The sequence below is a fragment of the Streptomyces sp. NPDC050549 genome, assembly GCF_040655035.1.
GTDB lineage: Bacteria > Actinomycetota > Actinomycetes > Streptomycetales > Streptomycetaceae > Streptomyces.
This window is the reverse complement of record NZ_JBFAJD010000009.1, coordinates 14,230-27,567: the sequence shown is the minus strand read 5'-3', so window position 1 is coordinate 27,567 and position 13,338 is coordinate 14,230. Positions and strand designations below refer to the sequence as shown.

Genomic DNA, 13,338 nt, shown 5'->3' with positions numbered 1-13,338 from the left:
GCCCCCGGGTGATCCCTTAGCGCGAGCGAACGCGACCCGCACGGGAAAGTTACGACCGTTCACCCCTTTTGGTGGCGCGATGGACAACCGTCCGTCGCGCCACCGTCATGTCCGCATACGTTCGTCCCGCTGCGAGCCGCCGGGTCAACGGTGGCTCCCCACAAGGGAGATCGGGGGTGTGGTCGTGCGCATAGGACTGGTTACGGAGGGTGGCTATCCGTATGTGAGCGGTGACGCCAGACTCTGGTGCGACCGGCTCGTGCGCGGGCTCGGGCAGCACGAGTTCGACGTCTACGCGCTCAGCCGCAGCGAACGCCAGGAGGACGAGGGCTGGCTCGAACTGCCGCCCCAGGTCCGGAGAGTACGTACCGCGCCTCTGTGGAGCACCGAGGACGACGGACCGGCGCTCGGCCGCCGCGCACGCCGACGGTTCCGCGAGTACTACGAGGAGCTGGCGGCGGTGCTGTGCGCGGGGGATGCGCCGGTGCAGGGGCCGGGCTTGCCGGGCGCGCCAATGCCGGGGCCCGTCGGGTCGGAGCCGGCTGGTTCCGTGCGGCTCGCCGAGTGCTCGGAGGCCGTTGCAGAAGGGCCTTCAGCGCTCTCCGGGGAGGCTTCCGCCGTTGTGGCGGACCGTTTCGCCAACGCCTTGTACGGGCTCGCGGAACTCGCCCGCGACGAGGGCGGACTCGTGTCCGCGCTGCGCTCCGAGAGCGCCGTACGTGCCCTCGAACGCGCCTGTCGTGCGCCCGGCGCACTCCGCACGGCACGCGAGGCGCGCGTACCCGATCTCCTCAGCGTCGCCGCGCACGTCGAACGCGCCCTGCGCCCCCTCTCGCTCGACTGGTACGAGGACGACGCCCTCGGCTCCGTGGACCTGTGCCACGCGACGGCCGGCGGGACCGCGGCCCTGCCCGGCCTGCTCGCCCGGCACTTCGCCGGCGTACCACTCCTGGTGACCGAGTACGGCGTACAGCTGCGCACCCACTATCTGGCCTCCGCGGACGCCCCGCCCGCCGTACGGGCCCTGCTCGCGGCCTTCCACGGCAGGCTGGCCGCCGAGGTGTACCGGCGGGCCGCGCTGATCACCCCCGGCAACACCCACACCCGCCGCTGGCAGGAACGCTGCGGCGCCGACCGCGCGAAGCTGCGCATGGTCCACCCCGGCATGGAGGCGTCCCGTTTCGCGGAGGTGGGCGAGGCGCCCGACCGCGCCGACCCGGACACGCTGGTGTGGGTCGGCCGTATCGAACCCGCCAAGGACCTGATCTCCCTGCTCCACGCCTTCGCGGAGATCCGCAAGGAGGAGCCCAAGGCGCGCCTGCGGATGGTCGGCGCGCCCGCCGGTGCCGAGGGGGCGGCCTACCTGGGCCACTGCCGGGCACTGGCCGCACAGCTCTTCCCCGACGAGGCCGAGGGGGTGCACGCGGTCGGTGACAACCCGGTGTCCTTCGAGGAGATCGGAGGCCCGGAAGCCCCCACGCTCGCCGAGGCATACGCGGCCGGCACGGTGATCGTCCTGTCGAGCGTCGTCGAGGGCTTCCCGATCGGCCTGGTCGAAGCCATGTTCTGCGGCCGGGCGACCGTGTCCACGGACGTCGGCGCGGTGGTCGAGGTCATCGGCGGCACGGGACTCGTCGTGCCCCCGCGCAATCCACGGGCGCTCGCCGAGGCATGCGTGAGCCTCTTGCGCGACCCCGAGCGCCGCGAGCGCCTGGGCGCCGCCGCGCGCGCCCGCGCACTCGAACTGTTCACCGTCGAGCAGAACATCGCGGCATTTCACGGCATTTACCTGGAGGTCGTCTCCCACTCCCCGGTCCACCGAGTCGTCCTCGACGAGACCGGCGAACCCCTCCCGTTCGCCGCCCCAGCGGAATCCCACGTCCCCGGCCGCTGGACCGGCCGCCCCGGACCAGGCCCGGCGACAGGTTCTACGCCGGACTCGGCCACCGGCTCCACGGCAGGCGCGGCGATCGCCCCCGCAGCCCGTGTCGTGGCTCGCGGCGGCCCACGCTGGGCGGCGGGAGCACCGGTACGCGCCACCGCTCCCCTGCCGACGACGGAGGCGGCCCGATGAGCGGCCTCGGCGAACTCGACCGTCCGGGAACGCCCGCCGGAGCGGAGGCGTGGGACGAGCGGTCGGGGGAGTGGCTCGGAGGACGGGAGGAGCCCGAGTCGGAGACGGAGAAGGCGCGGGCCGACGACGACACCGATCCGCCGACCGCCCTCCCCACCCCCGTACAGCCCCCGCGCACAACCAGCCGCAAGCCGACCCCCGCCCGGCGCGGTGCCGCCGACCCCGTGAAGGCGTTGATGCACCGGCATCGCGAACTGTGCGAGCGGGCCGTCGACCCGTTGGAGATCGCGGCGGGCCTTGAGGCGCACGGTGTCACAGACCGGACCGCCACCCGCTTCCGGCACCGTGACGTCTTCTCGCTCGCCGAGGAGATGTACGCGCGGGTGCCCCGCGCCGACACAGCGGCCCCGTACCCCGACACCGACGTCGCCACTACGCCCGCGCCCCGCGCCGCCTGGGCCGTACGCGCCCTGCTGCCCGGACTCCTCTGCGCCGCAGCCGTGACCGGCGTGCGGCTCACGGACGGTCGGGTGCGGCCGGCGGTGGCCGCAGTCGGTGTCCTCGCCGTGGCGTTCGGCGTGCGCATGGCGCTGGGCCGAGGCCCACTCGGCACCCCGCCCGGAACCCCCGCGTGGCGCACTCCGCCCGGCACGCGCCTGTGGACGTACTGGCTGCTCGCCTACGCCCTCCTCGGCGACGGTCTGCTCCGCGCGGTGGACGACGGCGGCCCCGACAACCTGCCGACCGGCATCGCCGGCGGACCCTGGCCCACGGCCACCGCACCCGTCCTGGCCCTCACCCTGGCCTGCGTCCCGGCGGCCTGGTGCGCCCACCACTTCGCCGCACGCGCCCGGCGCAAGCTCGCCACCAGCCACGGCCTGGAGGACTTCGCCGACTCCGTGCAGCCGCTGCTGCTCGGCACGTTCGCCCTCTTCCTGTGTGCCCTCGCTGCCCTCCTCGCTCTCTGCGGCGCGACTCTGGGCGAGCCCGCCGCGTACGCCCAGGGCGTCACCCTGGGCGCGCTCCTGCTGCTCGCCCGCCTCCTCTTCGTGCACGGCTTCACCCGCGCCCCCGCCCTCGCTCTGGGCGCGGCAGCGGCGACGGAGGCCACGGCCCTGTCCCTGGACCTCATCGGCCGACTTCCCGACTGCGGCTTCCTGGCCACCCCCGTCGAAACCTTCCTGGGCTCCTGGGGGCCGGGCAGCATTCCCACCCTGGCCTGCGGAGCAGCCGCCCTGACCCTCCTGTTCCACACCACCCGCACGCTGACCAGAGCCTCCGCGCACGCGCCGGCGGACGAGCCGCGGTGACGCCGCCATGACCTCGAACCAACCGGCCCCGTCACCCAGCCGCAGGCAACCGGCCCCACCGCCGGAGGCAACCGCATCACCTTGTGAAGGAGAACACCAGATGATCACCTCCCGATCCGGAGAGTCGGCCACGGGAGCCGTCCGATGAGGGTCCTGCTGATCGGAGCCAACGGCTATCTCGGGCGGTTCGTCGCCGACCGCCTGCTCGCCGACCCGGCCGTCCAGCTCACCGCGCTCGGCCGCGGCGACGACGCCGACGTCCGCTTCGACCTCGCGTCCGGCAGTCCCGGAGCGCTCACCCGCTTCCTCGACGCCGTCCACCCCGGAGTCGTCGTCAACTGCGCCGGTGCCACCAGAGGCGGCGCCCGCGAACTCACCCGGCACAACACCGTCGCCGTCGCGACCGTCTGCGAGGCGCTGCGCCGCAGCGGCTGCGGAGCCCGGCTCGTGCAGATCGGCTGCGGTGCGGAGTACGGCCCCAGCCAGCCCGGCTCCTCCACGGCCGAGGACGCCGTCCCCCGCCCCGGCGGCCCGTACGGCGTGAGCAAACTCGCCGCCACCGAACTGGTCCTGGGCTCCGGTCTGGACGCCGTCGTCCTGCGTGTCTTCTCGCCCGCCGGACCTGGCACCCCGGCCGGCTCGCCGCTCGGCCGGCTCGCCGAGGCAATGCGCCGGGCCATGCAGTCCGGCGACGGCGAACTCAAGCTCGGCGGCCTCGGCGCGCAACGCGACTTCGTCGATGTACGGGACGTGGCCCGCGCCGTCCACGCCGCCTCGCTCTCCGCCGCGCAGGGCGTCATCAACATCGGTTCGGGCCGCGCGGTCCGGCTGCGCGACGCCGCCTCCGTCCTCGCCCGCGTCGCCGGATACGGCGGAGCGCTGCACGAACTCGACGGCCCGCCCGGCCCGCTGCGGGCCGCAATCGGCCACCCCCGCAGCGATCCCGACCACGCGGCCCCGGTCGCGTACCCGTACCCGGACGGCTGCGGCAGCTGGCAGCAGGCCGATGTGCGCACCGCGCGCGACCGGCTCGGCTGGCGGCCCCGGATCAACCTGGAGGAGTCCCTCGCCGACATCTGGATGGAGGCGGCATGCCGCATCTGACCAGCACGACCCCGGGCACCGCCAGCACCGGCGTCCGTACCGGCTTCGGCATTCCCGGCTACGCGCACCCCCTCGTCGCACCGGCCGAGTGGGGCGAACTCACCCGCCCCAAAACCCCCTTGCACTGGGTCGTCCTCAACGTCTCCTCCGGCCCGGGGACGCGTCCCGACCCGCACTGCCTGGAAGCGGCCGGCCGGCTGCGCAACATGGGCATCCGCGTGCTCGGTCATCTGGACGCCGCGTACGGCGCCCGTGCCTTCGGTGAGCTGATCTCCGAGGCACACCGCTATCTCGACTGGTACCGGGCCGACGGTTTCCTCCTGGACCGCTGCCCCAGCGGAGGCACCGCGCTCCCCGAGATCCGCCGCACGGTCGCCACGCTCCGTGAGATCAACGACGGCGCCCATGTCGTCCTGGGGCACGGCACCCACCCGCACCCCGGCTACGCCGAGTTCGCCGACCAGTTGGTGACCTTCTCCGGCCCGTGGAGCGACTACCGCTGGTCGCAGGTGGCCGAGTGGACCGCCGATCACCCGCCCGAACGCTTCTGCCACTTCGTGCACAGCGTCCCGCGCGGCCATCTCGACGAGGCGCTGCGCATCGCCCGCTGGCAGGGTGCCTCGACCATCTACTTCACCGACCACACCGATCGCGGGGGCCGCACCGACCCCTGGGAGACGATGCCCGGCTACTGGGACGAGATCGTCTCGCGGATCGGAACGGGTGTCTCGGAATGAAGAGGGGCATGGCAGTGTTACGGGGAGAACAACTGTAGTGATTGACCGACCAACGGAGTCCCCGTGTCGCTGCCACCCCTGGTCGAGCCGGCTGCCGAGCTCACCGTAGACGAGGTCCGCAGGTACTCCCGCCACCTGATCATCCCCGATGTGGGCATGGACGGGCAGAAGCGGCTGAAGAACGCCAAGGTGCTCTGTGTGGGCGCCGGCGGTCTGGGCTCGCCGGCGCTGATGTACCTGGCTGCGGCGGGCGTGGGCACGCTCGGCATCGTGGAGTTCGACGAGGTCGACGAGTCGAACCTGCAGCGCCAGATCATCCACAGCCAGGCCGACATCGGCCGCTCCAAGGCGGAGTCGGCGCGCGACTCCGTGCTGGGCATCAACCCGTACGTGAACGTGGTCCTGCACGAAGAGCGGCTCGAAGCCGAGAACGTGATGGACATCTTCAGCCAGTACGATCTGATCGTCGACGGCACGGACAACTTCGCGACCCGCTACCTGGTCAACGACGCCGCCGTACTGCTGAACAAGCCGTACGTGTGGGGTTCGATCTACCGCTTCGACGGCCAGGCCTCCGTCTTCTGGTCCGAGCACGGCCCCTGCTACCGCTGCCTCTACCCGGAGCCCCCGCCCCCCGGCATGGTCCCCTCCTGCGCCGAGGGCGGCGTCCTCGGCGTGCTGTGCGCGTCCATCGGCTCCATCCAGGTCACCGAGGCGATCAAGGTCCTCACCGGCGTCGGCGACCCGCTCGTCGGACGCCTGATGATCTACGACGCCCTGGAGATGCAGTACCGCCAGGTCAAGGTCCGCAAGGACCCCAACTGCGCGGTCTGCGGAGAGAACCCGACCGTCACCGAACTCATCGACTACGAGGCCTTCTGCGGCGTCGTCTCCGAAGAGGCCCAGGAGGCGGCCGCCGGCTCGACGATCACTCCCAAGCAGCTCAAGGAGTGGATCGACGACGGCGAGAACATCGAGATCATCGATGTCCGCGAGGTCAACGAGTACGAGATCGTCTCGATCCCCGGCGCCAAGCTGATCCCGAAGAACGAGTTCCTCATGGGCACCGCCCTGGAGACCCTCCCGCAGGACAAGAAGATCGTCCTGCACTGCAAGACGGGTGTCCGCAGTGCGGAAGTCCTCGCCGTCCTGAAGTCGGCGGGCTTCGCCGACGCGGTCCACGTCGGCGGCGGCGTGATCGGCTGGGTCAACCAGATCGAGCCCGACAAGCCGGTCTACTAGGCACACACCTTCCCGGGAGGGGCTCGGCACCACAGGTGCCGGGCCCCTTTCCGCTGCCCTGCTCGCTCCGGCCGCCCGGGCTAGGAGGCGCAGACCTTGCCGTCCTTGGGCACCGTTCCCTTCAGCAGATACGCGTCCACCGTCGAGTCGACACAGTCGCTCCCACTGCCGTACGCACCATGGCCCTCGCCCTTCCAGGTGAGCTCCACACCGACGCCCTTGCCCAGCTCGTCGACCATCTTGCGGGCACCCTCGTACGGCGTCGCCGGGTCCCCGGTGTTGCCGACCACCAGGATCGGCGCCGCACCGGACGCGCCGACCTCCGGGGTGTCGTACTGCCCGGCCACCGGCCAGTCGTGACACCACCCGGCCGTGTCCCAGCCCAGGAAGTCGCCGAACACGGGGGAGATCTTCTCGAACTCCGGCAGCAGCTTCTGCGTCTGCTCGGGCGTCGGCCGCTGCTTGTCGTCCAAGCACGATATGACCCGTTGTGAATGCGTCGTCGTGCCGTAGTGCCCCGCGCTGTCACGGTCGTTGTAGCCGTCGGCGAGCGCCAGCAGCTCCGAGCCGTCGCCCGCCTTCGCGGAGTCCAGGGCGCTGGTCAGCGTGGGCCAGCTCTGCTTGCTGTACAGCGGAAGGACGATGCCGGTCAGGGCGAGCGTCTGCGTCAGCTTGCGCCCCGTCGAGGTCGCCAGCGGTTTCGCGTCGATCTGCTTCAGCAGGGCCGCGATTTTCCTCGAGCCCTGCGCGGGGTCCTGTCCCGTCGACTTGAGGTAGTCGTCCAGGGCGCGCTGGAAGCCCCGGGTCTGGTTCAGGGCGTGGCCCACCGAGTCGGCCGTCGGGTCGACGACCGCGTCCAGGATCAGCCGCCCCACCTTCTTCGGGAACAAGTGGGCGTAGACACCGCCGAGTTCGGTGCCGTAGGAGATACCGAAGTAGTGCATCTTCGTGTCGCCCAGGACCTGGCGCATCAGGTCCATGTCGCGGGCCGTGTCGGTCGTCGACACGTGTGCCATCAGCTTTCCGGCAGCCTTCTCGCAGCCCTTGCCGAAGTCGGTGGCGTCCTGGAAGTACGCCTTCTCCTCGGTCGGTGTGTCCGGCGTGGCGTCCACGTCCTCGGAGGCCTGGATCGCCTTGTCGCTGCGGCAGCGGACGCCCTCGCTGGCGGCGACCCCGCGCGGGTCCCAGCTCACCAGGTCGTACCGCTCGTGCAGCGCGGACACGGTGGCGGAGTACGCCGGCATGTAGTCCACGCCCGAGCCGCCGGGGCCGCCGAAGTTGAACAGCAGCGAGCCGATGCGGTCGCCGCCGGTCGCCTTCGAGCGGATCAGCGCGAGCCCGATCGTGGAGCCGTCCGGTTTCGTCCAGTCCAGCGGCACCTTGAGCGTCGCGCACTGCCAGTCGCTGCTGGGCGCGGCGGAGTCGCCGGTGGCCTTGCAACGCCCCCAGTCGAGCTTCTGCGCGGTCAGCGACGCGGGCAGCGCGGCCGTGGTGGACGTAGAAGAGGACGAGTCGGCCGCGGACGGCTTGGCGTCCCCCGCGCCCGTGCCGTCCTTGCCGTCGTCGGACGAGCCGCTGCTACAAGCGGCCGTCAGCAGTGCGGCGGCGGCCAACAGGGCCGTCCACCGTACGAATCGCGCCATGTGCGTTCCCCCCTCGCAGGCCGTCCGCGTCACGCCGCGGATGGCGGTCAGGCCATAGTAGGCGGCGCGAGCCGAGCCCGGGTCGACCTGTGGATAACCGTTTGACCTGCGCTTTTGTTGGGATTTCAGAGGGAGGGTCAGGAGCAGACGGTGCCGGCCGCCGGCACTTTTCCGTTCAGCAGATAGCCGTTCACCGCGCTTTGCACGCACTTGTTCTTGCTGTCGTACGCCCCGTGCCCCTGGCCCTTGTACGTCAGCTCCACCGCGACACCTTTGCCCAGCGCGTCCACCATCTTCCGCGCGCCCTCGTACGGCGTTGCCGGGTCGCCGGTGTTGCCCACGACGAGGATCGGCGTCGAACCGGCCGCGCTCACGTCGGGATGGTCGGCGGCGCCAGGCACGGCCCAGTCGGTGCAACTGACCATGCCCCAGGCCAGGAAGTCCCCGAACAGGGGGGAGGCGGCCCGGAACTCGGGCAGTTTCTGTTGCACGTAGTCGGCGGTGTACCTCGGCTTGTCGTCGGCGCAGTTGATGGCGACGTTCGCCGCGGTGATGTTGCTGTACTCGCCGTTCTCGCTGCGCCCGTTCATCGAGTCGGACAGCGCCATGAGGACCTTGCCGTCACCGCTGTAGGCCTGTTCGAGTCCTTCGGTGAGGTACTCCCAGAAGTCCTTGGAGTACAGCGCCTGCGCGATGCCGTTGGTCGCGGCGGTCTGGGTCAGCCGGCGAGGGAAGATGCCCGGGATCGGCTTGGCGTCGAGGCTCTTGAGCAGCTTGGCGATGCGGTCCTTGACGTCCTGCGCGGTGTCGCCGATCGGGCAGTCCGTGGTCTTCGACGTGCAGTCGTCGGCGAAGTTGTCGAGCGCCAGTTGGAAGCCCTTGGCCTGTCCCAGGGAGCCCTGTTCGGAGTTCTGGGTGGGGTCGACGACCGCGTCGAACACGGCTCGCCCCACATGCTTGGGGAACAAGTGGGCGTAGACGCCGCCGAGTTCGGTGCCGTAGGAGATGCCGAAGTAGCGCAGCTTGTCGTCGCCGAGGACCTGGCGCATCAGGTCCATGTCGCGGGCCGCGTCCGTGGTGCGCACCTGGGGGAGCACCTTCTTGGAGTTCTTCTCGCAGGCCGCGTTGAACTGCCTGGTGTTGGCCAGGAGTTTGGTGCGTTCAGCCGCGTCGTCCGGTGTGGCGTCCTGCTGGAAGTACTCGTCGAGCTGGGAGTCGCTCTCGCACTCGACGCCGGCGCTGCGGCCGACTCCGCGCGGGTCGAAGCTCACCAGGTCGTAGCGGGTGCGCAGGGTCGCGTAGTCCTCACCGAACGCGGGCAGCGTGGTGACGCCCGAGCCGCCGGGGCCGCCGAAGTTGAAGACGAGCGACCCGATCCGCTTGTCCGCGGCACCACTGGCCTTCGCCCTGACCAGCGCGAGCCCGATCGTGTCGCCCTTGGGCTTGCTCCAGTCGAGAGGCGTCTTCATGGTGGCGCACTGCCACTTGTCGCCGTTCGGCAGCGGCGACGGCGCGGCGCCCCCGCCCTCCGACTCGGACGGGACCGGGCAGTCCTTCCAGCTCAGCTTCTGGGCCGTCGGATCCTCGTCCTTGGAGTCGCCGCTGCAGGCCGCCAGGGTGGCGGACAGCAGGACGACGGTGGCGGTCAGGGCAGCGGCACGCAGCCGGGAGGGGTTCGGCATGATCCCATCCTGAGGTCGTGCACGACGGGGCGCTCGGGGCACGGGCCGTACGAGGTACGCACGCGTGCGTGCCCCACGTGCGGCTGTGAGCCTGTTCTACAGGGAGCCCTTGCGGGACAGGTGGTTGAAGAACAGCCAGCCCGGCAGCACCGGAATCCACAGCGTCAGCAGCCGGTACAGCAGCACCGCAGGAGCGGCGACCTCCTTGGGGAGGCCGACGGCGATCAGACCGAGCGTCAGGCTCGCCTCGACCGCGCCCACACCGCCCGGCGTGGGGGCCGCGGAACCGAGCGCGTTGCCCGCGAGGAAGACGACGGCGACGCTGGCCAGGCTGAGCGACGTCGACTGGTCGCCGAACGCCCGGATCGACGCGTCCAGGCACATCACGAAGCAGGCCGTCAGCAGCAGCATGCCGCCGATGCCGGTGACCAGCTTCTGCGGCCGCTGCAGCACGTCGAGCATCCGAGGGATGACGCCCGCGAACAGCGACCGCACGCGCGTGACGAGGAACTTCCGCAGGAACGGCACCGAGGTCACGACGAGCACGAGCACCGCCACCGTCAACAGGCCGGCGATCACCGTCCTGGAGGGCGACAGCGACGGCGTCTTCTCGGTGCCGGTCAGATAGCCGAACGACAGCAGCATCAGGATGTGGCAGCCCAGGCCGAACAGCTGCGACGCGCCGACACTCGCCACCGCGAGCCCGGGCCGCACTCCGGCACGTTGCAGGAAGCGTGTGTTCAGGGCGACACCGCCGACCGCGGCCGGGGCCACGATCTTCACGAACGACCCGGCGACCTGCGCCGCCACGGTCCGCAGGAACGGCACCCGCTCCGGCACGAACCCCAGGAGGGCCATCGCGGCCGCGAAATAGCTCAGCGCCGAGAACAGCACGGCCGCGGCCACCCAGCCCCACTGGGCGTTGGCGACCAGCGGCCCGAACTCGATGTGCGTGAGCTGCGTCAGCAGGAAGTACGCGCCGATCGCACCGGCGATGAAACTGATCAGCGTGCGTGGCCGCACCCGCTCCAGACGGGCCGGTTCGACCGGCGCCTGCGGCCTGATGAGCAGCACCTGGTGGCGGATCTGGGTCAGCAGATCCTCCTCGCGCGCCTCGTCCAGGGCATCGTCGATGGCCCGCTTCTCGGCCCGCTGCTCCGCCCGTACGGCCTTCTTGTCGGGTTTCTCGAGTACGGGGGCGGAGCCGCTCTGCGCGTGCGCCTCCGCGTGCGCCAGCCTCGTCTGCCGGGACGCCTCAAGGATCGCCTCGCGCTCCCGCTGGGCCCGCTCCCGGGACAGTCGGCGCAGCGTCGCGCGCGTGGAGCGCGACAGCGCGATGGGCTGGAGCATCGGCAGACAGTCGGCCACCGCGTCGGGGCCGAGGACACCGACCGCAGACGCCACCGCGCGCTCGGCACCCACTCGCAGCCCGAGCGTCGTCACCAACTGGGCGACGTCCATGCGCAGCAGCAGTTCACCGGCCGCGATCTCGCCGCCGCGCAGGTCGGTCAGGATCACGGTGCCGGAACGATCCACCAGAATCGCGTCACCGGCGAGTCTGCGGTGGGCGATGCGCCGCGACTGAAGCGCCTGCACCTGGTGCCAGGTGTTGCGCAGCAGATCGTCGGTGATCTCCTCGTCCGCGAGCGAGTCCAGGGTGCGTCCGCCGGTGTGCTCGTAGACGAGCATGACGGCGTCGGGGCCGAGTTCCGAGGTCGCGATCAGCTTGGGGGCGTTGGCCCCGGCCGCGATCGCCGCGTAGGCGAGCAGGGCCTCCTGCTCCAGCGCCTGGCGCAGCGACTGGAGGCTGCTGCGGGTCGCGAAGCCCCGGAGCGTCAGATTGCGCCACGCACGGTAGAAGAAGCCCTGGGCCTGCTGTTCCCGGTCGACCACGGTGACGTCCAGTGGCGGACCGTCCTCCAGGGTCACGAAGTAGCGTCGCCCGCGGTCGCCGTTCTCGGTGTCGACGGCCTCCTCACGGGCCGCGCCCACCGGGTGGAAGCCGACCGTTCGCAGACCCGCCATCAGCGTCCGCCCGGTGGGACGGACGTTCGGGGAGCCCACCGCGTACAGCGTCCCGTAGGCCACGGTCCAGCCGATCAGCACGGTCAGGATGATCGAGAACGGAGTCGTGTACCCGGTGACCAGCATCGAGAAGGCGTCCAGCAGCAGCACGATCCACAGCACGGAGCGCCAGCGCGGCCTCCGGGACATGCCGACGGCCGTCATATAGGCGATGACGGGTGCCAGATAGCCGTGCACGGGGTCGGTGAGCGCGTGGATGTCGCCGGGGGAGGGCTGGGTGAGCGCTTCCTGGATCGAGCCCGGGGCGGCCTTGGCGACCCACAGGTCCGTGGCGAGTGTCACTCCGTGCGCGAGGACCGCCGCGAGTACGCCGTCGGCGATGCGCAGTCCGTCGCGCTTGATCAGCCGCTCGATCGCGAAGGCGACCGGCACCAACAGGATGGCGATGCTCGACGCCAGCCCCGCGAGCTTGATCAGCAGGTCGGGCGCCTGGCCGGTGCCCTTGTTGATGTCCTGTTCGAGCCCCGAGGTCGTGCCGTGCGCGAACGCGGCGATCGCGAGCAGTACGACGATCGCGAGAACGCCCACCAGGAGGCGCATGAGATCGGAAGGACGGTGCACGCGCGCGGGGAGGAGCGGTTCGTCGCCCTCGACCTCCTCGGCATGCGTCTCGCCGTCGCAGTCGTCCGGGCCGGGCGTGGGGTCGGGCTCGGGCGTCTTGGCGGGACCCTCCGTGGGGTCCTGCTCCTGCGCGTCGGGGGTGTCCGGGCGCGACGCGGCGTCAGAGGTGCCCTCCGCGTCTTCGGGGTGCACACCCTGCTGCTTCATCGTCTCTTCTTGATCTCGTATCACCAGTCACCGCCCGCACGATGGTGGCATGCCCCACCGACACACGGGGGCATCAGGGTGCAAATGCGGGGGCGCACAGTCTGCCCCAAGCGCCGCTCCGGGGCGAGGGTTACGCACAGTCGCCAGCGCGTCGCATTGTCGGTGGCGTGCGGCAGGATGGGGCGGATGAGTGAGGAGAGCCTTCCGGACGGCATCGGCCCGGAGCACGCGGACGCGCTGCCCGAGTACGCGGAGCGGGTCCTTGACGTGGCCGAACGGATTCCGCCCGGGCGCGTCATGACGTACGGCGACGTCGCCGAATGGCTGGAGGAGGGCGGGCCGCGCCAGGTCGGCCGCGTGATGGCCCTCTACGGGGGAGCCGTCGAGTGGTGGCGCGTCGTCCGCGCGGACGGCGTGCTGCTTCCCGGTCACGAACTGGAGGCCCTCGCCCGCTACCGCCAGGAAGGCACCCCTCTGAAGGAGGCGAGCAGGGCCGCCGAGGACCACCTGCCGCGCCTCGACATGAGACGGGCGCGATGGGACGGCGGCGAGCGCGCGGACGGTCACACCTGACAGCTTCCGCCATCGGACCCGCCCGGGTGCGGCCTGTGGCCCGTACGGGGGAAACAGGGCACGTCGGTGGCATGCCGTACGTTCGAGGGGTGAGGGACACACGGGTCGTGAGAGCCGTGG

At 71.2% G+C, this 13,338-nt stretch carries 9 protein-coding genes; 6 read left to right on the top strand and 3 right to left on the bottom strand.

Going from position 1 to position 13,338, the window contains the following annotated elements; all coding sequences use genetic code 11:
* Positions 1-184: 184 nt before the first annotated feature.
* From AB0I51_RS15455 to moeZ, 5 genes are all read left to right on the top strand, one after another.
* Positions 185-2,074, top strand: coding sequence for a DUF3492 domain-containing protein (locus tag AB0I51_RS15455; RefSeq protein WP_362975605.1), 1,890 nt, complete (start codon positions 185-187; stop codon positions 2,072-2,074).
* A complete protein-coding gene (locus AB0I51_RS15450; RefSeq protein WP_362975211.1) occupies positions 2,071-3,384 on the top strand; it encodes a hypothetical protein in 1,314 nt (437 codons plus the stop codon). The genes AB0I51_RS15455 and AB0I51_RS15450 overlap by 4 nt, the downstream gene beginning before the upstream one ends.
* A gap of 144 nt (positions 3,385-3,528) precedes the next feature.
* Positions 3,529-4,488 (top strand): NAD-dependent epimerase/dehydratase family protein, encoded by a 960-nt coding sequence (locus AB0I51_RS15445; protein WP_019072106.1) that lies wholly within the window; start codon positions 3,529-3,531, stop codon positions 4,486-4,488.
* The gene (locus AB0I51_RS15440) at positions 4,476-5,225 is read left to right on the top strand and encodes a spherulation-specific family 4 protein (RefSeq protein WP_362975208.1); all 750 of its coding nucleotides are present in this window, start codon (positions 4,476-4,478) and stop codon (positions 5,223-5,225) included. Before AB0I51_RS15445 ends, AB0I51_RS15440 begins: the two co-directional genes overlap by 13 nt.
* 63 nt (positions 5,226-5,288) lie before the next feature.
* Complete coding sequence (gene moeZ, locus AB0I51_RS15435) at positions 5,289-6,467, top strand: adenylyltransferase/sulfurtransferase MoeZ (RefSeq protein WP_362975206.1); 1,179 nt, start codon at positions 5,289-5,291, stop codon at positions 6,465-6,467.
* 80 nt (positions 6,468-6,547) lie between these two features.
* Here moeZ and AB0I51_RS15430 read toward each other — a convergent pair whose 3' ends face one another.
* From AB0I51_RS15430 to AB0I51_RS15420, 3 genes are all read right to left on the bottom strand, one after another.
* On the bottom strand, positions 6,548-8,110 hold the full coding sequence (locus AB0I51_RS15430) for an alpha/beta hydrolase (protein ID WP_362975204.1): 1,563 nt from the start codon (positions 8,108-8,110) through the stop codon (positions 6,548-6,550).
* 137 nt (positions 8,111-8,247) lie between these two features.
* Positions 8,248-9,792 carry an alpha/beta hydrolase gene (locus AB0I51_RS15425; protein ID WP_362975202.1) on the bottom strand — a complete coding sequence of 515 codons (1,545 nt, stop codon included), beginning with the start codon at positions 9,790-9,792 and terminating at the stop codon, positions 8,248-8,250.
* Positions 9,793-9,888: 96 nt separating this feature from the next.
* Positions 9,889-12,645: a lysylphosphatidylglycerol synthase domain-containing protein gene (locus AB0I51_RS15420; RefSeq protein WP_362975200.1), complete on the bottom strand. Its 2,757-nt coding sequence runs from the start codon at positions 12,643-12,645 to the stop codon at positions 9,889-9,891.
* A gap of 186 nt (positions 12,646-12,831) precedes the next feature.
* Here AB0I51_RS15420 and AB0I51_RS15415 point away from each other — a divergent pair, with 186 nt between their 5' ends.
* Entirely contained in the window at positions 12,832-13,218 is a 387-nt protein-coding gene (locus tag AB0I51_RS15415; protein WP_362975198.1) for an MGMT family protein, read from the top strand.
* Positions 13,219-13,338 lie beyond the last annotated feature (120 nt).

Excerpts from the sequence above, each read along its gene's own strand:
- AB0I51_RS15430 (WP_362975204.1), bottom strand. The coding sequence starts at position 8,110 with ATGGCGCGATTCGTACGGTGGACGGCCCTGTTGGCCGCCGCCGCACTG.
- AB0I51_RS15440 (WP_362975208.1), top strand. The coding sequence starts at position 4,476 with ATGCCGCATCTGACCAGCACGACCCCGGGCACCGCCAGCACCGGCGTC.
- AB0I51_RS15425 (WP_362975202.1), bottom strand. The coding sequence starts at position 9,792 with ATGCCGAACCCCTCCCGGCTGCGTGCCGCTGCCCTGACCGCCACCGTC.
- AB0I51_RS15420 (WP_362975200.1), bottom strand. The coding sequence starts at position 12,645 with ATGAAGCAGCAGGGTGTGCACCCCGAAGACGCGGAGGGCACCTCTGAC.
- AB0I51_RS15445 (WP_019072106.1), top strand. The coding sequence starts at position 3,529 with ATGAGGGTCCTGCTGATCGGAGCCAACGGCTATCTCGGGCGGTTCGTC.
- AB0I51_RS15450 (WP_362975211.1), top strand. The coding sequence starts at position 2,071 with ATGAGCGGCCTCGGCGAACTCGACCGTCCGGGAACGCCCGCCGGAGCG.
- AB0I51_RS15415 (WP_362975198.1), top strand. The coding sequence starts at position 12,832 with ATGAGTGAGGAGAGCCTTCCGGACGGCATCGGCCCGGAGCACGCGGAC.